Below are 25,361 nucleotides of genomic sequence, written 5' to 3' on the forward strand. Positions count from 1 at the left end.
CCCGCGCAAGCTGGGGGACTAAGCCGGCCCCCAGAAAATTCCGTCATCCCAGATTTAACCCCGGCCACAAGTGCCTCCAGGGTCGATCACTTTGCCGTCGTTGTGAAACGTATAATGCCCACTTAGTAGGATATGCCGTCAGGCAGCTAGTGTGCTGTTCTCGAATCCAGCGTTTGGAGAGACGAAGGTGAACGCACTCGACATTGTCCTTAACCCAGAAACAGGCCGAACTAAGCCGGCGTGTACGTTCACCATCAACCAGCGCGACGGTCGTCGCGCATTGAACGTACCCAGCCGGGGTTGCCGCTGGGGATCGGTCATACCCGCACGAAGTCGCACGATTATATGCGCCACGGCAGCATCACGCTGTTCATGGCTCTGAACTATCTTCAGGAACGCTTGATCAGCAGCATTCAGTATCTCTGGAACGCAAAAGGCGAAAATCTTGAATACAATTCAGCGCGCCCGTGAGGCAATGGCCTTACAAACTAATGGGTAGATTATTTCGAGAACGGCACACTAAGTGCCTTGGCCAGACGGATACGGTGATCACGGATTTATAGGGCTGCCCAATAACCTGCTGTAGCCATTCATGTTGATGAAAGCTCAAGCGTATGGGAACCAGGCTGGCTGGAAGCAGCACTAAACCAAGTAACCACTTTGAAATTTTAACATCAACCCGGTTATCACCATTTATGGCAGTTAAAGCCATTTGATATCAAATGCAAGGGGATATAAATGGGTGGCTGTATTTCACGAGACATAATGAGGCCTGAGTTCATGGCGTCTCTCTCCACAGTGTCACAACCGACACCTGCCTCTGCGCCCACATCACCCACACACACCTTGACTCCCCGCAATCCGGAACGTACGGATGCGAACGGTGCGCTGATTCGGGCGGGCAGCGCCTCACAAAAAACTTCGTTGTCCCAGACGGCCCTTAAGGCGGCCCTTGACCGATCGGGCACCTCGCCCAAGACCGGACTCCGGGACCTTCCTGTGGAGTTGGTACAGGGTATTATCCGTGAGGTAGCAGCCAATGACTCGGCGGGTGATGCGGCCGGAGGGCTGCGTGCCCTCATGTTGAGCAACAAGTTTTTAAAGGCGTCGGTATTGGGTGAGCAGTCGGTCAAGAAGTATTACGAATTTCTGCAACCGTTGATGGGCGCCTTCAACGCGCTCAAACCCCACTTGGCGATTCACCAGATGAATCGCCACATGCTGGCGTTGATGGGGCCTAAACAACGCCAGAAGCTGGTCACGGCCGCCCTCGACCTGTCCAACTCCTGGAACAAGGCCAAAGCGATTGTCGCGTTAGGCGCCGGTCTGGGGGTTCTCGAACGACCGCAACCGCAGGTGCTGGTCGCGGCCGCCCTCGGCCTGCCCGAGACGATGAAAGCCACGGCAATCGTCGCGTTGGGCACGGGACTGGGGACTCTCGAACGGTCGCAGCAGCAGGCGCTGGTCGCGGCCGCCCTCGGCTTGGCCGACGAGGGGGACAAGGCCCGGGCGATCGCCGGCTTGGGTGTCGGGCTGGCGGCTCTCGAACGGTCGCAGCAGCAGGCGCTGGTCACGGCCGCCCTCGGCCTGGCCGACGACGGGTACAAGACCAAGGCGATTGTCGGGCTGGGTGCCGGGCTGACGGCTCTCGAAGGGACGCAGCAGCAGGCGCTGGTCACGGCCGCCCTCGCTCTGGCCGGCGACTGGAACAAGGCCCTGGCGATCGCCGGGGTGGGTGCCGGGATGGTGGCTCTCGAACGGCTGCAGCAGCAGGCGCTGGTTACGGCCGCCCTCGGCATGGCCGGTGAAGAGGACAAGGCCCTGGCGATCGCCGGACTGGGCGCCGGGCTGGAGGCTCTCGAACGGCCGCAGCAACAGGCGCTGGTCACGGCCGCCCTCGACCTGACCGACGAGTGGCACAAGGCCTATGCGATCGCCGGCTTGGGCGCCGGGTTGGCGGCTCTCGAACGGTTGCAGCAGCAGGCGCTGGTCACGGCCGCCCTCGGTCTGGCCGGCGAGGGGTACAGGGCCCACGCGATCGCCATGTTGAGCGCCGGGCTGGCGGCTCTCGAACGGTCGCAACAACAGGCGCTGGTCACGGCCGCCTTCGGCCTGGTCGACGAGGGGCCCAAGGCCTATGCGATTGCCAGGCTGGGCGCGGGGCTGACGGCTCTTGAACGGCCGCAGCAGCAGGCGCTGGTCATCGCCGCCCTCGGCTTGGCCGGCGAGGGGTACAAGTCCTATGCGATCGCCGGGCTGGGTGCCGGGCTGGCGGCTCTCGAACAGCCGCAGCAGCAGGCGCTGGTCACCGCCGCCCTCGGCCTGGCCCTCGGGTTGCCCAGGGCCGAGGCAATCGCCGGACTGGTCAATGGTTATCAAGCCTCGAGGGTTCGTGACTATCTTCATTGAGGGGCTGGCCGATCCCAGGCGAGGACACGCCGGTTAATCACTGGGTCCGCGAAAAGAACGACACCCTCCGCGGGTGTCTGGCGAACACCGACCCTCAAGGCTATTTGCGCGACAACGCGGAAATAGCCCTCGCCAGTATTCAGTTCATGACGACCCCATACATTCGCCCCTGCGCTTCATGAGTCAGGGTGATTTCCCCTCGGGTCGGTAGCTGTGACCGGAACTCAAACCGCGCTCAGACCACTCAAGACACTCGACACACAGGGCCGTGAGTCAATCCACCGTTACGCTGCCGGCTTCCGTGTGCCGGCCGTCAACTGTACCGCAAGGAATCTATAACCAATGACGCGTATTTCCTTTGCCAGCCCGCCGCCACCCGCTGTTGTGCCAGATGTAACACCCTCTGCAGTCGCCTCCATTTCGACTTCAACGACAGCGACACCAGAGCCACCCGGGAAGCGCATGGATCGTACGGATGCGACAGGGACACCGATCAAACCGGGCAAGTCCTCACAAAAAACTTCGTTGTCCTCGGCGATCCTTGAGGCGGCCCTTGACCGATCGGGCACATCGACCAAGACCGGGCTCCGGAACCTTCCCGCGGAGTTGCTACAGGAGATTATCCGTCGGGTCGCCAGTGGCTCGGCGGGTGATACGGCCGCGGGGTTGCACGCCCTCATGTTGAGCAACAGGTTTTTAAAGGCGTCGGTATTGAATGGGAAGTCGGTCAAGGAGCATTACCTTTTTCTGCAACCGTTGATAGGCTCCTTCAAAGCGCTCAAACCCCAACTGCCGATTCATGAGATAAATAGCCAGATGCTGGCGTTGATGGGGCCTAAACAGCGCCAGGAGCAGGTCACGGCCGTCCTCGGTTTGGCCCACGAGCTTGAAAAGGCCTACGCGATCGCCAGGTTGGGCGCCGGGCTGGCGGCTCTCGAACGGTCGCAGCAGGAGGCACTGGTCACCGCCGCCCTCGGCCTGACCGACGAGAGGCACAAGGCCTGGGCGCTCGCCGGACTGGGTGCCGGGCTGGCGGCTCTCGAACCGAAGCAGCAGGAGGATCTGGTCACGGCCGCCCTCGGCCTGACCAGCAGCAGGAACAAGGCCCAGGCGATCGCCGGGTTGGGTGCCGGGCTGGCGGCTCTCGAACGGTCGCAGCAGGAGGATCTGGTCACGGCCGCCCTCGGCCTGACCAGCAGCAGGAACAAGGCCCAGGCGATCGCCGGGTTGGGTGCCGGGCTGGCGGCTCTCGAACGGTCGCAGCAGGAGGCGCTGGTCACCGCCGTCCTCGACCTGGCCGAAGACTGGCAAAAGTCCGAGGCGATCGCCGGGTTGGGCCCCGGGCTGGCGCACCTGAGCGAGTCGCAGCGCGAGGAGCTGGTCACGGCCGCCCTCGGCCTGGCCGACGAGGGGCGCAAGGCCGAAGCGATCGCCGGGCTGGGCGCCGGGCTCGCGCACCTGAGCGAGTCGCAGCGCGAGGAGCTGATCACCGCCGCCCTCGGCCTGTCCGACGAGGGGCGCAAGGCCGGGGCGATTGCCGGACTGGGTGCCGGGCTGGCGCACCTGAGCGAGTCGCAGCGCGAGGAGCTGATCACGGCCGCCCTCGGCCTGTCCGACGAGGGGCGCAAGGCCCAGGCGATTGCCGGGCTGGGTGCCGGGCTGGCGCACCTGAGCGAGTCGCAGCAAAAGGCGCTGGTCACGGCCGCCTTCGACCTGACCAGCGAGCTTCTAAAGGCCCAGGCGATCGCCGGACTGGGCGCCGGGCTGGCGGCTCTCGAACGGCCGCAGCAGCAGAAGCTGGTCACGGCCGCCCTCGGCCTGGCCGAAGGGTTTCAAAAGACCTGGGCGATCGCCGGGCTGGGCGCCGGGCTCGCGCACCTGAGCGAGTCGCAGCAGCAGGCGCTGGTCACGGCAGCCCTCGGACTGGCCGATGGGTGGCACAAGGCCCGGGCGATCGCCGGGCTGGTCAATGGTTATCAAGCTTCGAGGGTTCGTGGCTATCTTCGCTGAGGGGCTGACCGATACCCTGCGCAAGCTGGCGCCAATACATCCACTTCTGCGCTTCATGAACAAGGGCGATACCCTCCGCGGGCGCCTGGCGAACACCACCCCTCAAGGCTATTTGCGCGACGACGCGTAAATAGCCCTCGCCAGTATTCAGTTCATGACGACCCCATACATTCGCCCCTGCGCTTCATGAGCCAGGGTGATTTCCCCATGGGTCGGGTAGCTGTAGCCGGAACTCAAACCGCGCTCAGACCACTCAAGACTCTCGACACACAGGGCCGTGAGTCAATCCACGGTTACGCTACCGGCTTCCGTGTGCCCGGCCGTCTCCAATAAGGGTCTATATCGATGAAACTCTCTATTTTAAGCTGCTGCTGGTCACCCGGCCCTGTGGAGGTAGACACGACACCCTCTGCAGTCGCCCCCATTTCGACTTCAACGACAGCGACACCAGAGCCACCCAAGAAGCGTATGGATCGCACGGATGCGAACGGGGCACTGATTCAGGCGGGCAGCGCCTCACAAAAAACTTCGTTGTCCCAGGCGGCCCTTGAGGCGGCCCTTGATCGATCGGGCACATCGCCCAAGAGCGGATTCCAGGACCTTCCCGTGGAGTTGCTACAGGCTATTAGCCGTCAGGTCGCCAGTGGCTCAGCGGGTGATGCGGCCGCGGGGCTGCATGCCATCATGTTGAGCAACAAGTATTTAAAGGCGTCAGTATTGGCTGAGACGTCGGTCAAGGAGCATTACCTTTTTCTGCAACCGTTGATCGGCGCCTTCAAAGCGCTCAAACCCCAGCTGGCGATTCACCGGATAAATAGCCACATGTTGGCGTTGATGGGGCCTAAACAGCGCCAGGAGCAGGTCACGGCCGTCCTCGGCTTGGCCGACGACTGGCAAAAGTCCGAGGCGATCGCCGGGTTGGCTGCCGGGCTGGCGCACCTGAGCGAGTCGCAGCGCGAGGAGCTGGTCACCGCCGCCCTCGGCCTGGCCTACGACTCGGACAAGACCCAGGCGATCGCCGGACTGGGCGCCGGGCTGGAGCACCTGATCGAGTCGCAGCAGCAGGCTCTGGTCACCGCCGCCCTCGGCCTGGCCGAAGACTGGCAAAAGTCCCGGGCGATCGCCGGGCTGGGCACCGGGCTGGCGCATCTGAGCGAGTCGCGGCAGGAGGCGCTGGTCACGGCCGCCCTCAGCTTGGCCATCGGGGGGGACAAGGCCCAGGCGATCGCCGGGTTGGGTGCCGGGCTGGCAGCTCTCGAACGGTCGCAGCAGGAGGCGCTAGTCACGGCCGTCCTCGGCTTGGCCGGCGACAGGCAAAAGTCCGAGGCGATCGCCGGGTTGGCTGCCGGGCTGGCGCACCTGAGCGAGTCGCAGCGCGAGGACCTGGTCACCGCCGCCCTCGGCCTGGCCGACGAGTGGAACAGGGGCAAGGTGCTCGCCGGGCTGGGCGCCGGGCTGGCGCACCTGAGCGAGTCGCAGCAGCAGAAGCTGGTCACGGCCGCCCTCGACCTGGCCGACGACTTGTACAGGGGCACGGCGGTCGCCGGGTTGAGCGCCGGGCTGGCGCACCTGAGCGAGTCGCAGCAGCAGAAGCTGGTCACGGCCGCCCTCGGCCTGAACGATGGGTGGGAAAAGTCCATGGCGATCGCCAAGCTAGGCGCCGGACTGGCGCACCTGAGCGAGTCGCAGCAGCAGAAGCTGGTCACGGCCGCCCTCAGCTTGGCCATCGAGGGGGACAAGTCCCGGGCAATCGCCGGGGTGGGCGCCGGGCTGGCGCACTTGAGCGAGTCGCAGCAGCAGAAGCTGGTCACGGCCGCCCTCGGCCTGACCGGCGGGTTGCAAAAGGCCCAAGCGATCGCCGGACTGGCCAATGGTTATCAAGCTTCGAGGGTTCGTGACTATCTTCGTTGAGGGGCTGGCCGATCCCAGGCGAGGACACGCCGGTTAATCACTGGGTCCGCGAAAAGAACGACACCCTCCGCGGGTGTCTGGCGAACACCGACCCTCAAGGCTATTTGCGCGACAACGCGCAAATAGCCCTCGCCAGTATTCAGCTCATGACGACCCCATACATTCGCCCCTGCGCTTCATGAGCCAGGGTGATTTCCCCATGGGTCGGGTAGCTGTGACCGGAACTCGAACCGCGCTCTGACCACTCAAGACTCTCGACACAGAGCCGTGAATTAGCCCACGGTTTCGCCACCGGCTTCCGTATGCCCGGCCGTCAGTAAGGAATCTATAACCGATGACGCGTATTTCCTCTGCCAGCCCGCCGCCACCCGCTGTTGTGCCAGACGTAACACCCTCTGCAGTCGCCTCCATTTCGACTTCAACGACAGCGACACCAGAGCCACCCGAGAAGCGCATGGATCGCACGGATGCGACAGGGACACCGATCAAACCGGGCAAGTCCTCACAAAAAACTTCGTTGTCCTCGGCGATCCTTGAGGCGGCCCTTGACCGATCGGGCACATCGACCAAGACCGGACTCCGGAACCTTCCCGCGGAGTTGCTACAGGAGATTATCCGTCGGGTCGCCAGTGGCTCGGCGGGTGATACGGCCGCGGGGTTGCACGCCCTCATGTTGAGCAACAGGTTTTTAAACGCGTCGGTATTGAATGGGAAGTCGGTCAAGGAGCATTACGAATTTCTGCAACCGTTGATAGGCGCCTTCAACGCGCTCAAACCCCAGCTGGCGACTCACGAGATAAATAGCCAGATGCTGGCGTTGATGGGGCCTAAACAGCGTCAGGAACAGGTCGCGGCCGTCCTCGGTTTGGCCGACGACAGGCACAAGGCCCACGCGATCGCCGGGTTGGGCGCCGGGCTGGCGCACCTGAGCGAGTCGCAGTGCGAGGATCTGGTCACCGCCGCCCTCGGCCTGGCCGGCGACGAGCACAAGGCCAAAGCGCTCGCCGGGTTGGGCGCCGGGCTGGCGCACCTGAGCGAGTCGCAGCAGAAGCTGGTCACCGCCGCCCTCGGACTGGCCGATGGGTGGGACAAGGCCCGGGCGATCGCCGGGCTGGGTACCGGGCTGGCGCACCTGAGCGAGTCGCAGCAGCAGAAGCTGGTCACCGCCGCCCTCGGCCTGACCGGCGACGAGCACAAAGCCAAGGCGCTCGCCGGACTGGGCCCTGGGCTGGCGGCTCTTGAAGGGACGCTGCAGCAGGCGCTGGTCACGGCCGCCCTCGGCTTGGCCATCGAGGGGCACAAGGCCCAGGCGATCGCCGGGTTGGGCGCCGGGCTGGTGCACCTGAGCGAGTCGCAGCAGGAGGCGCTGATCACCGCCGCCCTCGGCCTTGACGGCTGGCACAAGGCTCACGCGATCGTCGGGTTGGGCGCCGGGTTGGCGGCTCTCGAACAGTCGCAGCAAGAGGCGCTGATCACCGCCGCCCTCGGCCTGGCCGACGAGAGGAACAAGGCCGAGGCGATCGCCGGGCTGGGTGCCGGGCTGACGCACCTGAGCCAGTCGCAGCAGCAGGCGCTAGTCACGGCCGCCCTCCGCCTGGCCGACGATAGGAACAAGGCCGAGGCGATCGCCGGACTGGGCGCCGGGCTGGCGCACCTGAGCGAGTCGCAGCAGCAGGAGCTGGTCACGGCCGCCCTCGGCATGGCCAACTGGAGGCACAAGGCCCAGGCGATCGCCGGGTTGGGTGCCGGGCTGGTGGCTCTCGACGGGACGCAGCAGCAGGCGCTGGTCACGGCAGCCCTCGGCCTTCACGGCCGGCACCAGGCCCAGGCGATCGCCGGACTGGCCAATGGTTATCAAGCTTCGAGGGTTCGTGACTATCTTCGCTGAGGGGCTGGGCTGGGCGATCCCATGACACGCTGATTAATCACTGGGTCCGCGAAGAGGACAACACCCTCCGCGGGTGTCTGGCAAACACCACCCTTCAGGGCTATTTGCGCGACAACGCGGAAATAGCCCTCGCCAGTATTCAGTTCATGACGACCCCATACATTCGCCCCTGCGCTTCATGAGCCAGGGTGATTTCCCCTCGGGTCGGTAGCTGTGACCGGAACTCGAACCGCGCTCAGACCACTCAAGACACTCGACACACAGGGCCGTGAGTCAATCCACGGTTACGCCGCCGGCTTCCGTGTGCCCGGCCGTCTCCAATAAGGGTCTATATCGATGAAACTCTCTATTTTAAGCTGCTGCTGGTCCCCCGCCCCTGTGGAGGTAGACGCGACACCCTCTGCAGTCGCCCCCATTTCGACTTCAACGACAGCGACACCAGAGCCGCCCGGGAAGCGTATGGGTCGTACGGATGCGAGCGGGGCACCGATCAAACCGGGCAAGTCCTCACAAAAAACTTCGTTGTCCCAGGTGGCCTTGAGGTGGCCCTTGAGGTGGCCCTTGACCGATCGGACACATCGCCCAAGAGCGGATTCCAGGACCTTCCCGTGGAGTTGCTACAGGCTATTAGCCGTCAGGTCGCCAGTGGCTCAGCGGGTGATGCGGCCGCGGGGCTGCATGCCATCATGTTGAGCAACAAGTATTTAAAGGCGTCAGTATTGGCTGAGACGTCGGTCAAGGAGCATTACCTTTTTCTGCAACCGTTGATAGGCGCCTTCAAAGCGCTCAACCCCCAACTGCCGATTCATGAGATAAATAGCCAGATGCTGGCGTTGATGGGGCCTAAACAGCGCCAGGAGCAGGTCACGGCCGTCCTCGGTTTGGCCCACGAGCTTGAAAAGGCCTACGCGATCGCCAGGTTGGGCGCCGGGCTGGCGGCTCTCGAACGGTCGCAGCAGGAGGCGCTGGTCACGGCCGCCCTCGGCCTGGCCGACGACTCGGAAAAGGCCCGGGCGATCGCCGGACTGGGTGCCGGGCTGGCGTCTCTCGAACGGTCGCAGCGCGAGGCGCTGGTCACGGCCGCCCTCGGCCCGTCCGACGAGGGGCGCAAGGCCAAAGCGATCGCCGGACTGGGCGCAGGGCTGGCGCACCTGAGCGAGTCGCAGCGCGAGGACCTGGTCACCGCCACCCTCGACCTGGCCAACGGGAGGCACAAGGCCGAGGCGATCGCCGGGCTGGGCGCCGGGCTGGTGGCTCTCGAACGCTCGCAGCAGCAGGCGCTGGTCAAGGCTGCCTTCGGCCTGGCCTTCAGGGGGAACAAGGCCGAGGCGATTGCCGGGTTGGGTGCTGGGCTGACGGCTCTCGAACGGCCGCAGCAGGAGGCGCTGGTCAAAGCCACCCTTAACCTGGCCGACGAGGGGAGCAAGGCCAAGGCGATTGTCGGCCTGGGTGCCGGGCTGGCGGCTCTCGACGGGACGCAACAGCAGGCGCTGGTCACGGCAGCCCTCGGCTTGGCCGTCAAGGGGCACCAGGCCCACGCGATCGCCGGGCTGGTCAATGGCTATCAAGCTTCGAGGGTTCGTGACTATCTTCGTTGAGGGGCTGGGCGATCCCATGACACGCTGATTAATCGCTGGGTCTGCGAAGAAGGCGACACCCGAGCCTCAAGGCTATTTGCGCGACAATGCGCAAATAGCCCTCGCCAGTATTCAGTTCATGACGACCCCATACATTCGCCCCTGCGCTTCATGAGCCAAGAGGATTTCCCCATGGGTCAGGTAGCTGTAGCCGGAACTCGAACCGTGCTCAGACCACTCAAGACACTCGACACACAGACCGTGCGTCAATCCACGGTTACGCCGCCGGCTTCCGTGTGCCGGCCGTCAACTGAACCGCAAGGAATCTACAACCAATGACGCGTATTTCCTCTGCCAGCCCGCCGCCACCCGCTGTTGTGCCAGACGTAACACCCTCCGCAGTCGCCTCCATTTCGACTTCAACGACAGCGACACCAGAGCCACCCGAGAAGCGCATGGATCGTACGGATGCGACAGGGACACCGATCAAACCGGGCGAGTCCTCACAAAAAACTTCGTTGTCCTCGGCGATCCTTGAGGCGGCCCTTGACCGATCGGGCACATCGACCAAGACCGGGCTCCGGAACCTTCCCGCGGAGTTGGTACAGGAGATTATCCGTCGGGTCGCCAGTGGCTCGGCGGGTGATACGGCCGCGGGGTTGCACGCCCTCATGTTGAGCAACAGGTTTTTAAACGCGTCGGTATTGAATGGGAAGTCGGTCAAGGAGCATTACCTTTTTCTGCAACCGTTGATAGGCGCCTTCAAAGCGCTCAAACCCCAACTGCCGATTCATGAGATAAATAGCCAGATGCTGGCGTTGATGGGGCCTAAACAGCGCCAGGAGCAGGTCACGGCCGTCCTCGGTTTGGCCCACGAGCTTGAAAAGGCCTACGCGATCGCCAGGTTGGGCGCCGGGCTGGCGGCTCTCGAACGGTCGCAGCAGGAGGCGCTGGTCACGGCCGCCCTCGGTCTGGCCTTCGCCCCGTACAAGGCCCAGGCGATCGCCGGACTGGGTGCCGGGCTGGCGTCTCTCGAACGGTCGCAGCAGGAGGCGCTGGTCACCGCTGCCCTCGACCTGGCCGACGGGTGGGACAAGGCCCGGGCGCTCGCCGGACTGGGTGCCGGGCTGGCGGCTCTCGAACGGTCGCAGCAGGAGGCGCTGGTCACGGCCGCCCTCCGCCTGAAGTGGGACAAAGCCCAGGCGATCGCCGGACTGGGCGCAGGGCTGGCGCACCTGAGCGAGTCGCAGCGCGAGGACCTGGTCACCGCCGCCCTCCGCCTGAACGGGTGGGACAAAGCCCAGGCGATCGCCGGACTGGGCGCAGGGCTCGCGCACCTGAGCGAGTCGCAGCGCGAGGACCTGGTCACCGCCGCCCTCCGCCTGAACGGGTGGGACAAAGCCCAGGCGATCGCCGGACTGGGCGCAGGGCTCGCGCACCTGAGCGAGTCGCAGCGCGAGGACCTGGTCACCACCACCCTCGACCTGGCCAACGGGAGGCACAAGGCCGAGGCGATCGCCGGGCTGGGCGCCGGGCTGGTGGCTCTCGAACGCTCGCAGCAGCAGGCGCTGGTCAAGGCTGCCCTCGGCCTGGCCTTCAGGGGGAACAAGGCCGAGGCGATTGCCGGGTTGGGTGCTGCGCTGACGGCTCTCGAACGGCCGCAGCAGGAGGCGCTGGTCAAAGCCACCCTTAACCTGGCCGATGGGGGGGACAAGGCCAAGGCGATTGTCGGCCTGGGTGCCGGGCTGGCGGCTCTCGACGGGACGCAGCAGCAGGCGCTGGTTACGGCCGCCCTCGGCATAGCCAACTGGTGGGACAAGGCCCAGGCGATCGCCGGGTTGGGTGCCGGGCTGGTGGCTCTCGACGGGACGCAACAGCAGGCGCTGGTCACGGCAGCCCTCGGCTTGGCCGTCAAGGGGCACCAGGCCCGGGCGATCGCCGGACTGGTCAATGGTTATCAAGTTTCGAGGGTTCGTGACTATCTTCGTTGAGGGGCTGGCCGATACCCTGCGCAAACTGGCGCCAATACATCCGTCTCTGCGCTTCATGAGCCAGAGTGATTTCCCCTCGGGTCGGTAGCTGTGACCGGAACTCAAACCGCGCTCAGACCACTCAAGACTCTCGACACACAGGGCCGTGAGTCAATCCACGGTTACGCTACCGGCTTCCGTGTGCCCGGCCGTCTCCAATAAGGGTCTATATCGATGAAACTCTCTATTTTAAGCTGCTGCTGGTCACCCGGCCCTGTGGAGGTAGACACGACACCCTCTGCAGTCGCCCCCATTTCGACTTCGACGACAGCGACACCAGGACCACCCGGGAAGCGCATGGATCGTACGGATGCGAGCGGGGCACCGATCAAACCGGGCAACTCCTCACAAAAAACTTCGTTGTCCCAGGTGGCCCTTGAGGCGGCCCTTGACCGATCGGACACATCGCCCAAGACCGGATTCCAGGACCTTCCCGTGGAGTTGGTACAGGCTATTAGCCGTCAGGTCGCCAGTGGCTCAGCGGGTGATGCGGCCGCGGGGTTGCATGCCATCATGTTGAGCAACAAGTATTTAAAGGCGTCAGTATTGGCTGAGACGTCGGTCAAGGAGCATTACAAATTTCTGAAACCGTTGATAGGCGCCTTCAAAGCGCTTAAACCCCACCTGCCGATTAATGAGATAAATAGCCAGATGCTGGCGTTGATGGGGCCTAAACAGCGCCAGGAGCAGGTCACGGCCGTCCTCGGCTTGGCCTACGAGGAGGACAAGGCCCGGGCGATCTCCGGGTTGGGCCCCGGGCTGGCGCACCTGAGCGAGTCGCAGCGCGAGGAGCTGGTCATGGCCGCCCTCGGCCTGGCCCGCGAATGGGACAAGTCCCAGGCGATCGCCGGACTGGGCACCGGCCTGGCGCACCTGAGCGAGTCGCAGCGCGAGGACCTGGTCACCGCCGCCCTCGGCCTGACCGACCAGCTTCTAAAGGCCAAGGCGCTCGCCGGGTTGGGCGCCGGACTGGCGTATCTGAGCGAGTCGCAGCGCGAGGAGCTGGTCACCGCCGCCCTCGGCCTGGCCTACGAGGGGGACAAGGCCGAGGCGATCGAAGGGTTGGGCGCCGGGCTGGCGCACCTGAGCGAGTCGCAGCGCGAGGACCTGGTCACCGCCGCCCTCCGCCTGGCCCCCGGCCTATTCCCCGAGTGGCCCATGGCCCTGGCGATTGCCGGGTTGGGCGCCGGGCTGGCGCACCTGAGCGAGTCGCAGCGCGAGGAGCTGGTCACGGCCGCCCTCAGCTTGGCCCTCGAGGAGGATAAGGCCCGGGCGATCGCCGGGTTGGGCGCCGGGCTGGCGCACCTGAGCGAGTCGCAGCGCGAGGAGCTGGTCACGGCCGCCCTCGGCCTGGTCGACGAGGGGCCCAAGGGACAGGCGATCGCCGGACTGGGTGCCGGGCTGACGCACCTGAGCGAGTCGCAGCGCGAGGACCTGGTCGCGGGCGCCCTCCGCCTGAACGGGTGGGACAAAGCCCAGGCGATCGCCGGGCTGGGCCCCGGGCTGGCGGCTCTCGAACCGCCGCAGCGGCAGGCGCTGGTCACGGCCGCCCTCGGCCTGGCCGACGACTCGGAAAAGGCCGAGGCGATCGTCGGGCTAGGCGCCGGGCTGGCGGCTCTCGACGGGACGCAACAGCAGGCGCTGGTCAAGGCCGCCCTCGGCCTGACCAGCAACTGGTACAAGGCCCAGGCGATCGTCGGACTGGTCAATGGTTATCAAGCTTCGAGGGTTCGTGACTATCTTCGTTGAGAGGCTGGCCGATACCCTGCGCAAGCTGGCGCCAACCCACAGCCCCAGCCATGACACGCTGATTAATCGCTGGGTCCGCGAAGAAGGCGACACCCGAGCCTCAAGGCTATTTGCGCGACGACGCGTAAATAGCCCTCGCCAGTATTCAGTTCATGACGACCCCATACATTCGCCCCTGCGCTTCATGAGCCAGGGTGATTTCCCCATGGGTCGGGTAGCTGTAGCCGGAACTCGAACCGCGCTCAGACCACTCAAGACTCTCGACACACAGGACCGTGAATCAACCCACGGTTACGCCGCCGGCTTCCGTGTGCCGGCCGTCAACTGAACCGCAAGGAATCTACAACCGATGACGCGTATTTCCTCTGCCAGCCCGCCGCCACCCGCTGTTGTGCCAGACGTAACAGCCTCTGCAGTCGCCTCCATTTCGACTTCAACGACAGCGACACCAGAGCCACCCGAGAAGCGCATGGATCGTACGGATGCGACAGGGACACTGATCAAACCGGGCAAGTCCTCACAAAAAACTTCGTTGTCCTCGGCGATCCTTGAGGCGGCCCTTGATCGATCGGACACATCGCCCAAGACCGGACTCCGGAACCTTCCCGCGGAGTTGCTACAGGAGATTAGCCGTCGGGTCGCCAGTGGCTCAGCGGGTGATACGGCCGCGGGGTTGCACGCCCTCATGTTGAGCAACAGGTTTTTAAACGCGTCGGTATTGAATGGGAAGTCGGTCAAGGAGCATTACCTTTTTCTGCAACCGTTGATAGGCGCCTTCAAAGCGCTCAAACCCCACCTGCCGATTCGCGAGATAAATAGCCAGATGCTGGCGTTGATGGGGCCTAAACAGCGCCAGGAGCAGGTCACGGCCGTCCTCGGTTTGGCCAACGGGGGGGACAAGGCCGAGGCGATCGCCGGACTGGGCGCCGGGCTGGCGCACCTGAGCGAGCCGCAGCGCGAGGACCTGGTCGCGGCCGCCCTCGGCCTGGCCCGCGAGTGGGACAAGGCCGAGGCGATTGCCGGACTGGGCGCCGGGCTGGCGCACCTGAGCGAGTCGCAGCAGCAGGAGCTGGTCACGGCCGCCCTCGGCATGGCCAACTGGAGGCACAAGGCCCAGGCGATCGCCGGGTTGGGCGCCGGGCTGGCGCACCTGAGCGAGTCGCAGCGCGAGGAGCTGGTCACCGCCGCCCTCCGCCTGAACGGGTGGGACAAAGCCCAGGCGATCGCCGGACTGGGCGCCGGGCTGGCGCACCTGAGCGAGTCGCAGCGCGAGGACCTGGTCACCGCCGCCCTCGACCTGGTCTACGATGACTACAAGGCCCAGGCGCTCGCCGGGTTGGGCGCAGGGCTGGCGCACCTGAGCGAGTCGCAGCGCGAGGAGCTGGTCACCGCCGCCCTCGGCCTGGCCGACGAGAGACACAAGATCCGGGCGATCGTCGGGCTGGGTGCCGGGCTGGCGCACCTGAGCGAGTCGCAGCGCGAGGAGCTGGTCACCGCCGCCCTCGGCCTGGCCGACGAGAGACACAAGATCCGGGCGATCGTCGGGCTGGGCGCCGGGCTGGCGGCTCTCGAACCACCGCTGCAGCAGGCGCTGGTCAAGGCCACCCTCGGCCTGACCAACGAGTTTCTAAAGGCCCAGGCGATCGCCGGACTGGGCGTCGGGCTGGCGGCTCTCGAACCACCGCTGCAGCAGGCGCTGGTCAAGGCTGCCCTCGACCTGGCCTTCGGGGGGGACAAGGCTAAGGCGATCGCCGGACTGGGCGCCGGGCTGGCGGCCCTCGAAGGGTCGCAGCAGCAGGCGCTGGTCAAGGCTGCCCTCGGCCTGGCCGTCGGGTGGCATAAGTCCATGGCGATCGTCGGGCTGGGCGCCGGGTTGGCGGCTCTCGACGGGACGCAACAGCAGGCGCTGGTCAAGGCCGCCCTCGGACTGGCCGATGGGTGGCACAAGGCCGAGGCGATCGTCGGACTGGTCAATGGTTATCAAGCTTCGAGGGTTCGTGACTATCTTCGTTGAGGGGCTGGCCGATCCCATGACACGCTGATTAATCACTGGGTCCGCGAAGAAGGCGACACCCGACCCTCAAGGCTATTTGCGCGACAACGCGGAAATAGCCCTCGCAGTATTCAGTTCATGACGACCCCATACATTCGCCCCTGCGCTTCATGAGCCAGGGTGATTTCCCCATGGGTCGGGTAGCTGTAGCCGGAACTCAAACCGCGCTCAGACCACTCAAGACTCTCGACACACAGGGCCGTGAGTCAATCCACGGTTACGCCGCCGGCTTCCGTGTGCCGGCCGTCAACTGAACCGCAAGGAATCTACAACCGATGACGCGTATTTCCTCTGCCAGCCCGCCACCACCCGCTGTTGTGCCAGACGTAACAGCCTCTGCAGTCGCCTCCATTTCGACTTCAACGACAGCGACACCAGAGCCACCCGAGAAGCGCATGGATCGTACGGATGCGACAGGGACACTGATCAAACCGGGCAAGTCCTCACAAAAAACTTCGTTGTCCTCGGCGATCCTTGAGGCGGCCCTTGATCGATCGGACACATCGCCCAAGACCGGACTCCGGAACCTTCCCGCGGAGTTGCTACAGGAGATTATCCGTCGGGTCGCCAGTGGCTCAGCGGGTGATACGGCCGCGGGGTTGCACGCCCTCATGTTGAGCAACAGGTTTTTAAACGCGTCGGTATTGAATGGGAAGTCGGTCAAGGAGCATTACCTTTTTCTGCAACCGTTGATAGGCGCCTTCAAAGCGCTCAAACCCCACCTGCCGATTAATGAGATAAATAGCCAGCTGCTGGCGTTGATGGGGCCTAAACAGCGCCAGGAGCAGGTCACGGCCGTCCTCAGCCTGACCGACAAGGAGGACAAGGCCGAGGCGATCGCCGGACTGGGCGCCGGGCTGGCGCACCTGAGCGAGTCGCAGCGCGAGGACCTGGTCATGGCCGCCCTCGGCCTGGCCTACGAGAGGCACAAGGCCGAGGCGATCGCCGGACTGGGCGCCGGGCTGGCGCACCTGAGCGAGTCGCAGCGCGAGGAGCTGGTCACGGCCGCCCTCGGCCTGGCCCGCGAGAGGCACAAGGCCGAGGCGATCGTCGGGCTGGGCGCCGGGCTGGCGCACCTGAGCGAGTCGCAGCGCGAGGAGCTGGTCACCGCCGCCCTCAGCTTGGCCAACGACTTGGACAAGGCGCGGGCGATTGCCGGGTTGGGTGCCGGGCTGGCGCACCTGAGCGAGTCGCAGCGCGAGGAGCTGGTCACCGCCGCCCTCGGCTTGGCCCGCGAGTGGGACAAGTCCCGGGCGATCGCCGGACTGGGCGCCGGGCTGGCGCACCTGAGCGAGTCGCAGCGCGAGGAGCTGGTCACCGCCGCCCTCCGCCTGGCCGACGAGAGACACAAGATCCGGGCGATCGTCGGGCTGGGCGCCGGGCTGGCGGCTCTCGAACCACCGCTGCAGCAGACGCTGGTCAAGGCCGTCCTCGACCTGACCAACGGGCTTCTAAAGGCCCAGGCGATCGCCGGACTGGGCGTCGGGCTGGCGGCTCTCGAACCACCGCTGCAGCAGGCGCTGGTCAAGGCTGCCCTCGACCTGGCCTTCGGGGGGGACAAGGCTAAGGCGATCGCCGGGCTGGGTGCCGGGCTGGCGCACCTGAGCGAGTCGCAGCGCGAGGAGCTGGTCACCGCCGCCCTCGGCCTGGCCTTCGGGGGGGGCAAGGCTAAGGCGATCGCCGGACTGGGCGCCGGGCTGGCGGCTCTCGACGGGACGCAACAGCAGGCGCTGGTCAAGGCCGCCCTCGGACTGGCCGATGGGTGGCACAAGGCCGAGGCGATCGTCGGACTGGTCAATGGTTATCAAGCTTCGAGGGTTCGTGACTATCTCGTTGAGGGGATGGCCGATCCATGACACGCTGATTAATCACTGGGTCCGCGAAGAAGGCGACACCCGACCCTCAAGGCTATTGCGCGACGACGCGTAAATAGCCTCGCCAGTATTCAGTTCATGACGACCCCATACATTCGCCCCTGGCTTCATGAGCCAGGGTGATTCCCCATGGGTCGGGTAGCTGTAGCCGGAACTCAAACCGCGCTCAGACCACTCAAGACTCTCGACACACAGGGCCGTGAGTCAATCCACGGTTACGCTACCGGCTTCCGTGTGCCCGGCCGTCTCCAATAAGGGTCTATATCGATGAAAACTCTCATTTTAAGCTGCTGCTGGTCACCGGCCCTGTGGAGGTAGACACGACACCCTCTGCAGTCGCCCCCATTTCGACTTCAACGACAGCGACACCAGAGACCCAAGAAGCGTATGGATCGCACGGATGCGAACGGGGCACTGATTCAGGCGGGCAGCGCCTCACAAAAAACTTCGTTGTCCCAGGGGCCCTTGAGGCGGCCCTTGACCGATCGGGCACATCGCCCAAGAGCGGCCATTCCTCCAGACCTTCCCGTGGAGTTGCTACAGGCTATTAGCCGTCAGGTCGCCAGTGGCTCAGCGGGTGATGCGGCCGCGGGGCTGCATGCCCTCATGTTGAGCAACAAGTTTTTAAAGGGGGCGATATTGGCTGAGACGTCGGTCAAGGAGCATTACGAATTTCTGCAACCGTTGATAGGCGCCTTCAAAGCGCTCAAACCCCACCTGCCGATTCGCGAGATAAATAGCCAGATGCTGGCGTTGATGGGGCCTAAACAGCGCCAGGAGCAGGTCACGGCCGTCCTCGGTTTGGCCGACGGGGGGGACAAGGCCGAGGCGATCGCCGGACTGGGCGCCGGGCTGGCGCACCTGAGCGAGCCGCAGCGCGAGGACCTGGTCGCGGCCGCCCTCGGCCTGGCCCGCGAGAGGCACAAGGCCGAGGCGATTGCCGGACTGGGCGCCGGGCTGGCGCACCTGAGCGAGTCGCAGCGCGAGAACCTGGTCGCGGCCGCCCTTGGCTTGGACGACGAGAATCACAAGGCCGAGGCGATCGCCGGGTTGGGCGCCGGGCTGGCGCACCTGAGCGAGTCGCAGCGCGAGGAGCTGGTCACCGCCGCCCTCCGCCTGAACGGGTGGGACAAAGCCCAGGCGATCGCCGGACTGGGCGCCGGGCTGGCGCACCTGAGCGAGTCGCAGCGCGAGGAGCTGGTCACCGCCGCCCTCGACCTGGTCTACGATGACTACAAGGCCCAGGCGCTCGCCGGGTTGGGCGCAGGGCTGGCGCACCTGAGCGAGTCGCAGCGCGAGGAGCTGGTCACCGCCGCCCTCGGCCTGGCCGACGAGAGACACAAGATCCGGGCGATCGTCGGGCTGGGTGCCGGGCTGGCGCACCTGAGCGAGTCGCAGCGCGAGGAGCTGGTCACCGCCGCCCTCGATCTGACCGACGAGTGGCACAAGTCCATGGCGATCGCCGGGCTGGGCCCCGGGCTGGCGGCTCTGGAACGGCCACAGCAGCAGGTGCTGGTCACGGCCGCCCTCGGCCTGGCCGACGGGGAGGACAAGGCCCAGGCGATCGCCGGACTGGGTGCCGGGCTGGCGGCTCTCGAACGGTCGCAGCAGGAGGCCCTGGTCACCGCCGTCCTCCGCCTGGCCGACGACGACTACAAGGCCCAGGCGATCGCCGGGCTGGGTGCGGGGCTGGCGGCCCTCGAAGGGTCGCAGCAGCAGGCGCTGGTCAAGGCTGCCCTCGGCCTGGCCGTCGGGTGGCATAAGTCCATGGCGATCGTCGGGCTGGGCGCCGGGTTGGCGGCTCTCGACGGGACGCAACAGCAGGCGCTGGTCAAGGCCGCCCTCGGACTGGCCGATGGGTGGCACAAGGCCGAGGCGATCGTCGGACTGGTCAATGGTTATCAAGCTTCGAGGGTTCGTGACTATCTTCGTTGAGGGGCTGGCCGATCCCATGACACGCTGATTAATCACTGGGTCCGCGAAGAAGGCGACACCCGACCCTCAAGGCTATTTGCGCGACAACGCGGAAATAGCCCTCGCAGTATTCAGTTCATGACGACCCCATACATTCGCCCCTGCGCTTCATGAGCCAGGGTGATTTCCCCTCGGGTCGGTAGCTGTGACCGGAACTCGAACCGCGCTCAGACCACTCAAGACACTCAACACACAGGACCGTGAATCAACCCACGGTTACGCCGCCGGCTTCCGTGTGCCGGCCGTCAACTGAACCGTAAGGAATCTACAACCGATGACGCGTATTTCCTCTGCCAGCCCGCCGCCACCCGCTGTTGTGCCAGACGTAACACCCTCTGCAGTCGCCTCCATTTCGACTTCAACGACAGCGACACCAGAGCCACCCGAGAAGCGCATGGATCGTACGGATGCGACAGGGACACCGATCAAACCGGGCAACTCCTCACAAAAAACTTCGTTGTCCTCGGCGATCCTTGAGGCGGCCCTTGACCGATCGGGCACATCGACCAAGACCGGACTCCAGAACCTTCCCGCGGAGTTGCTACAGGAGATTATCCGTCGGGTCGCCAGTGGCTCGGCGGGTGATACGGCCGCGGGGTTGCACGCCCTCATGTTGAGCAACAGGTTTTTAAACGCGTCGGTATTGAATGGGAAGTCGGTCAAGGAGCATTACCTTTTTCTGCAACCGTTGATAGGCGCCTTCAAAGCGCTCAAACCCCACCTGCCGATTAATGAGATAAATAGCCAGCTGCTGGCGTTGATGGGGCCTAAACAGCGCCAGGAGCAGGTCACGGCCGTCCTCGGTTTGGCCCACGAGCTTGAAAAGGCCTACGCGATCGCCAGGTTGGGCGCCGGGCTGGCGCACCTGAGCGAGCCGCAGCGCGAGGACCTGGTCGCGGCCGCCCTCGGCCTGGCCCGCGAGTGGGACAAGTCCCAGGCGATTGCCGGACTGGGCGCCGGGCTGGCGCACCTGAGCGAGTCGCAGCGCGAGAACCTGGTCGCGGCCGCCCTTGGCTTGGACGACGAGCTTCTAAAGGCCAAGGCGCTCGCCGGGTTGGGCGCCGGGCTGGCGCACCTGAGCGAGTCGCAGCGCGAGGAGCTGGTCACCGCCGCCCTCCGCCTGGCCGACGAGAGACACAAGATCCAGGTGATCGCCGGACTGGGCGCCGGGCTGGCGCACCTGAGCGAGTCGCAGCGCGAGGAGCTGGTCACCGCCGCCCTCGGCCTGGCCGACGAGAGACACAAGATCCGGGCGATCGTCGGGCTGGGTGCCGGGCTGGCGCACCTGAGCGAGTCGCAGCGCGAGGAGCTGGTCACCGCCGCCCTCGGCCTGAACGGGTGGGACAAAGCCCAGGCGATCGCCGAACTGGGCGCAGGGCTCGCGCACCTGAGCGAGTCGCAGCGCGAGGAGCTGGTCACCGCCGCCCTCGGCCTGGCCGACGAGAGACACAAGATCCGGGCGATCGTCGGGCTGGGCGCCGGGCTGGCGGCTCTCGAACCACCGCTGCAGCAGGCGCTGGTCAAGGCCACCCTCGGCCTGACCAACGAGTTTCTAAAGGCCCAGGCGATCGCCGGACTGGGCGTCGGGCTGGCGGCTCTCGAACCACCGCTGCAGCAGGCGCTGGTCAAGGCTGCCCTCGACCTGGCCTTCGGGGGGGACAAGGCTAAGGCGATCGCCGGACTGGGCGCCGGGCTGGCGGCCCTCGAAGGGTCGCAGCAGCAGGCGCTGGTCAAGGCTGCCCTCGGCCTGGCCGTCGGGTGGCATAAGTCCATAGCGATCGTCGGGCTGGGCGCCGGGCTGGCGGCTCTCGACGGGACGCAACAGCAGGCGCTGGTCAAGGCCGCCCTCGGCTTGGCCGTCAAGGGGCACCAGGCCCGGGCGATCGCCGGACTGGTCAATGGTTATCAAGTTTCGAGGGTTCGTGACTATCTTCGTTGAGGGGCTGGCCGATACCCTGCGCAAACTGGCGCCAATACATTCGCCCCTGCGCTTCATGAGCCAGGGTGATTTCCCCATGGGTCGGGTAGCTGTAGCCGGAACTCAAACCGCGCTCAGACCACTCAAGACTCTCGACACACAGGGCCGTGAGTCAATCCACGGTTACGCTACCGGCTTCCGTGTGCCCGGCCGTCTCCAATAAGGGTCTATATCGATGAAACTCTCTATTTTAAGCTGCTGCTGGTCACCCGGCCCTGTGGAGGTAGACACGACACCCTCTGCAGTCGCCCCCATTTCGACTTCAACGACAGCGACACCAGAGCCACCCAAGAAGCGTATGGATCGCACGGATGCGAACGGGGCACTGATTCAGGCGGGCAGCGCCTCACAAAAAACTTCGTTGTCCCAGGTGGCCCTTGAGGCGGCCCTTGACCGATCGGACACATCGCCCAAGAGCGGATTCCAGGACCTTCCCGTGGAGTTGCTACAGGTTATTAGCCGTCAGGTCGCCAGTGGCTCAGCGGGTGATGCGGCCGCGGGGCTGCATGCCCTCATGTTGAGCAACAAGTTTTTAAAGGCGTCGGTATTGGCTGAGACGTCGGTCAAGGAGCATTACGACTTTCTGCAGCCGTTGATAGGCGCCTTCAAAGCGCTCAAACCTGACTTGGCGATTCATCAGATGAATAGCCAGGTGCTGGCGTTGATGGGGCCTAAACAGCGTCAGGAGCAGGTCACGGCCGCCCTCCGCCAGACCAACATACTGGGCAAGTCCATGGTGATCGCCAGACTGGGCGCCGGGCTGGCGCACCTGAGCGAGTCGCAGCGCGAGGAGCTGGTCACCGCCGCCCTCGGCCTGACCGACCAGTTTCTAAAGGCCAAGGCGCTCGCCGGGTTGGGCGCCGGGCTGGCGTACCTGAGCGAGTCGCAGCGCGAGGACCTGGTCACCGCCGCCCTCGGCCTGGCCGACGAGAGAGACAAGGCCGAGGCGATCGCCGGGTTGGGCGCCGGGCTCGCGCACCTGAGCGAGTCGCAGCGCGAGGAGCTGGTCACCGCCGCCCTCGGCTTGGCCGACGAGAAGCACAAGGCCAAGGCGCTCGCCGGGTTGGGCGCCGGGCTGGCGCACCTGAGCGAGTCGCAGCGCGAGGAGCTGGTCACCGCCGCCCTCGGCCTGACCAACAACTGGGACAAGGCCCAGGCGATCGCCGGACTGGGCGCCGGGCTGGCGCACCTGAGCGAGTCGCAGCGCGAGGATCTGGTCACCGCCGCCCTCGGCTTGGCCGACGAGAGGCACAAGACCCAGGCGATCGTCGGACTGGACGCCGGGCTGGCGGCTCTCGAACGGTCGCAGCAGGAGGCGCTGGTCACCGCCGTCCTCAACCTGACCAACGAGCTTCTAAAGGCCCAGGCGATCGCCGGACTGGGCGCCGGACTGGCGGCCCTCGAAGGGTCGCAGCAGCAGAAGCTGGTCACCGCCGCCCTCAACCTGACCAACGAGGTTCTAAAGGCCCAGGCGATCGCCGGACTGGGCGCCGGACTGGCGGCCCTCGAAGGGTCGCAGCAGCAGAAGCTGGTCACCGCCGCCCTCGACCTGACCAGCGGGCTTCTAAAGGCCCAGGCGATCGCCGGACTGGGCGCCGGGCTGGCGCACCTGAGCGAGTCGCAGCAGCAGGCGCTGGTCACGGCCGCCCTCGGCCTGGCCAACGGCTGGGAAAGGGGCAAGGCGATCGCCGGGTTGGGTGCCGGGCTGGTGGCTCTCGACGGGACGCAGCAGCAGGCGCTGGTCAAGGCAGCCCTCGGACTGGCCGATGGGTGGCACAAGGCCCTGGCGATCACCGGGTTGGTCAATGGTTATCAAGCCTCGAGGGTTCGTGGCTATCTTCGCTGAGGGGCTGACCGATACCCTGCGCAAGCTGGCGCCAATACATCCACTTCTGCGCTTCATGAACAAGGGCGATACCCTCCGCGGGCGCCTGGCGAACACCACCCCTCAAGGCTATTTGCGCGACGACGCGCAAATAGCCCTCGCAGTATTCAGTTCATGACGACCCCATACATTCGCCCCTGCGCTTCATGAGCCAGGGTGATTTCCCCTCGGGTCGGTAGCTGTGACCGGAACTCGAACCGCGCTCAGACCACTCAAGACACTCGACACACAGGGCCGTGAGTCAATCCACGGTTACGCCGCCGGCTTCCGTGTGCCCGGCCGTCTCCAATAAGGGTCTATATCGATGAAACTCTCTATTTTAAGCTGCTGCTGGTCCCCCGCCCCTGTGGAGGTAGACGCGACACCCTCTGCAGTCGCCCCCATTTCGACTTCAACGACAGCGACACCAGAGCCGCCCGGGAAGCGTATGGGTCGTACGGATGCGAGCGGGGCACTGATTCAGGCGGGCAGCGCCTCACAAAAAACTTCGTTGTCCCAGGTGGCCCTTGAGGCGGCCCTTGATCGATCGGGCACATCGCCCAAGAGCGGATTCCAGGACCTTCCCGTGGAGTTGGTACAGGCTATTAGCCGTCAGGTCGCCAGTGGCTCAGCGGGTGATGCGGCCGCGGGGCTGCATGCCATCATGTTGAGCAACAAGTATTTAAAGGCGTCAGTATTGGCTGAGACGTCGGTCAAGGAGCATTACCTTTTTCTGCAACCGTTGATAGGCGCCTTCAAAGCGCTCAAACCCCAGCTGGCGATTCATGAGATAAATAGCCAGATGTTGGCGTTGATGGGGCCTAAACAGCGCCAGGAGCAGGTCACGGCCGTCCTCGGTTTGGCCGACGGGGGGGGCAAGGCCGAGGCGATCGCTGGACTGTGCGCCGGGCTGGCGGCTCTCGAACGGTCGCAGCAGGAGGCGCTGGTCACGGCCGTCCTCGGTTTGGCCGACGGGGCGGACAAGGCCGAGGCGATCGCCGGACTGGGCGCCGGGCTGGCGTCTCTCGAACGGTCGCAGCAGGAGGCGCTGGTCACCGCTGCCCTCGACCTGGCCCGCGAGAGGGACAAGGCCCGGGCGCTCGCCGGACTGGGTGCCGGGCTGGCGTCTCTCGAACGCTCGCAGCAGGAGGCGCTGGTCACCGCTGCCCTCGACCTGGCCAACGAGGGGGACAAGGCCCGGGCGCTCGCCGGACTGGGTGCCGGGCTGGCGTCTCTCGAACGCTCGCAGCGGCAGGAGCTGGTCACCGCCGCCCTCCGCCTGAACATGTGGGACAAAGCCGAGGCGATCGCCGGACTGGGCGCAGGGCTCGCGCACCTGAGCGAGTCGCAGCGCGAGGACCTGGTCACCGCCGCCCTCGGCCTGGCCGAAGACTGGGACAAGGCCCGGGCGATCGCCGGGTTGGGCCCCGGGCTCGCGCACCTGAGCGAATCGCAGCGCGAGGAGCTGGTCACCGCCGTCCTCGGCCTGACCATCGGTTTTCTAAAGGCCGAAGCGATCGCCGGGTTGGGCGCCGGGCTGGCGCACCTGAGCAAGTCGCAGAAAAAGGCGCTGGTCACGGCCGCCCTCGGCCTGGCCGACAAGGCCCGCGTGATCGCCGGGTTGGGTGCCGGGCTGGCGGCTCTCGAACAGCCGCAGCAGCAGGCGCTGGTCACCGCCGCCCTCGGACTGGCCGACGACTGGGAAAGGGGCAAGGTGATCGCCGGGCTGGGCGCCGGGCTGGCGGCTCTCGACGGGACGCAACAGCAGGCGCTGGTCAAGGCCGCCCTCGGACTGGCCGATGGGTGGCACAAGGCCCGGGCGATCGCCGGACTGGCCAATGGTTATCAAGCTTCGAGGGTTCGTGACTATCTTCGTTGAGGGCTGGCCGATCCCATGACACGCTGATTAATCGCTGGGTCCGCGAAGAAGGCGACACCCGAGCCTCAAGGCTATTTGCGCGACAACGCGCAAATAGCCCTCGCAGTATTCAGTTCATGACAAACCCATACACTCGCCCCTGCGCTTCATGAGCCAGGAGGATTT

Annotated in this window: 16 protein-coding genes and 1 pseudogene; all 17 read left to right on the forward strand. The window is 65.5% G+C overall.

Annotated features, from left to right (window positions below; translation table 11 throughout):
* Nucleotides 1-279: 279 nt before the first annotated feature.
* Nucleotides 280-417, forward strand: a pseudogene (locus tag PSH69_RS19950) (IS630 family transposase); the annotation flags it as partial.
* A gap of 582 nt (nt 418-999) precedes the next feature.
* The gene (locus PSH69_RS19955; RefSeq protein WP_305409546.1) at nt 1,000-2,409 is read left to right on the forward strand and encodes a hypothetical protein; all 1,410 of its coding nucleotides are present in this window, start codon (nt 1,000-1,002) and stop codon (nt 2,407-2,409) included.
* A gap of 462 nt (nt 2,410-2,871) precedes the next feature.
* Nucleotides 2,872-4,419 carry a hypothetical protein gene (locus PSH69_RS19960; RefSeq protein ID WP_305409547.1) on the forward strand — a complete coding sequence of 516 codons (1,548 nt, stop codon included), beginning with the start codon at nt 2,872-2,874 and terminating at the stop codon, nt 4,417-4,419.
* The gene (locus PSH69_RS19965) at nt 4,403-4,549 is read left to right on the forward strand and encodes a hypothetical protein (RefSeq protein WP_305409548.1); all 147 of its coding nucleotides are present in this window, start codon (nt 4,403-4,405) and stop codon (nt 4,547-4,549) included. Before PSH69_RS19960 ends, PSH69_RS19965 begins: the two co-directional genes overlap by 17 nt.
* 338 nt (nt 4,550-4,887) lie before the next feature.
* Nucleotides 4,888-6,330 (forward strand): hypothetical protein, encoded by a 1,443-nt coding sequence (locus tag PSH69_RS19970; RefSeq protein WP_305409549.1) that lies wholly within the window; start codon nt 4,888-4,890, stop codon nt 6,328-6,330.
* 454 nt (nt 6,331-6,784) lie between these two features.
* A complete protein-coding gene (locus tag PSH69_RS19975) occupies nt 6,785-8,218 on the forward strand; it encodes a hypothetical protein (protein ID WP_305409550.1) in 1,434 nt (477 codons plus the stop codon).
* A gap of 608 nt (nt 8,219-8,826) precedes the next feature.
* Nucleotides 8,827-9,816, forward strand: a complete 990-nt coding sequence (locus PSH69_RS19980) for a hypothetical protein (protein WP_305409551.1) — start codon at nt 8,827-8,829, stop codon at nt 9,814-9,816.
* A gap of 434 nt (nt 9,817-10,250) precedes the next feature.
* Nucleotides 10,251-11,786: a hypothetical protein gene (locus PSH69_RS19985; protein ID WP_305409552.1), complete on the forward strand. Its 1,536-nt coding sequence runs from the start codon at nt 10,251-10,253 to the stop codon at nt 11,784-11,786.
* A gap of 336 nt (nt 11,787-12,122) precedes the next feature.
* Nucleotides 12,123-13,574 carry a hypothetical protein gene (locus PSH69_RS19990; RefSeq protein WP_305409553.1) on the forward strand — a complete coding sequence of 484 codons (1,452 nt, stop codon included), beginning with the start codon at nt 12,123-12,125 and terminating at the stop codon, nt 13,572-13,574.
* Entirely contained in the window at nt 13,558-13,902 is a 345-nt protein-coding gene (locus PSH69_RS19995) for a hypothetical protein (RefSeq protein ID WP_305409554.1), read from the forward strand. The genes PSH69_RS19990 and PSH69_RS19995 overlap by 17 nt, the downstream gene beginning before the upstream one ends.
* Nucleotides 13,903-14,043: 141 nt before the next feature.
* A complete protein-coding gene (locus PSH69_RS20000) occupies nt 14,044-15,588 on the forward strand; it encodes a hypothetical protein (RefSeq protein ID WP_305409555.1) in 1,545 nt (514 codons plus the stop codon).
* A gap of 434 nt (nt 15,589-16,022) precedes the next feature.
* Nucleotides 16,023-17,483: a hypothetical protein gene (locus PSH69_RS20005; RefSeq protein WP_305409556.1), complete on the forward strand. Its 1,461-nt coding sequence runs from the start codon at nt 16,023-16,025 to the stop codon at nt 17,481-17,483.
* Between the two features lie 546 nt (nt 17,484-18,029).
* Nucleotides 18,030-19,436 carry a hypothetical protein gene (locus tag PSH69_RS20010; RefSeq protein ID WP_305409557.1) on the forward strand — a complete coding sequence of 469 codons (1,407 nt, stop codon included), beginning with the start codon at nt 18,030-18,032 and terminating at the stop codon, nt 19,434-19,436.
* A 433-nt stretch (nt 19,437-19,869) separates the two neighbouring features.
* Nucleotides 19,870-21,414, forward strand: coding sequence for a hypothetical protein (locus tag PSH69_RS20015; protein ID WP_305409558.1), 1,545 nt, complete (start codon nt 19,870-19,872; stop codon nt 21,412-21,414).
* A gap of 337 nt (nt 21,415-21,751) precedes the next feature.
* Nucleotides 21,752-23,299 (forward strand): hypothetical protein, encoded by a 1,548-nt coding sequence (locus PSH69_RS20020; RefSeq protein ID WP_305409559.1) that lies wholly within the window; start codon nt 21,752-21,754, stop codon nt 23,297-23,299.
* A complete protein-coding gene (locus PSH69_RS20025) occupies nt 23,283-23,456 on the forward strand; it encodes a hypothetical protein (protein ID WP_305409560.1) in 174 nt (57 codons plus the stop codon). Before PSH69_RS20020 ends, PSH69_RS20025 begins: the two co-directional genes overlap by 17 nt.
* A 309-nt stretch (nt 23,457-23,765) precedes the next feature.
* On the forward strand, nt 23,766-25,196 hold the full coding sequence (locus PSH69_RS20030) for a hypothetical protein (RefSeq protein WP_305409561.1): 1,431 nt from the start codon (nt 23,766-23,768) through the stop codon (nt 25,194-25,196).
* Nucleotides 25,197-25,361: the final 165 nt, after the last annotated feature.

Origin of the sequence: Pseudomonas sp. FP1740 (assembly GCF_030687165.1) — a bacterium.
Taxonomy (GTDB): Bacteria; Pseudomonadota; Gammaproteobacteria; order Pseudomonadales; family Pseudomonadaceae; genus Aquipseudomonas.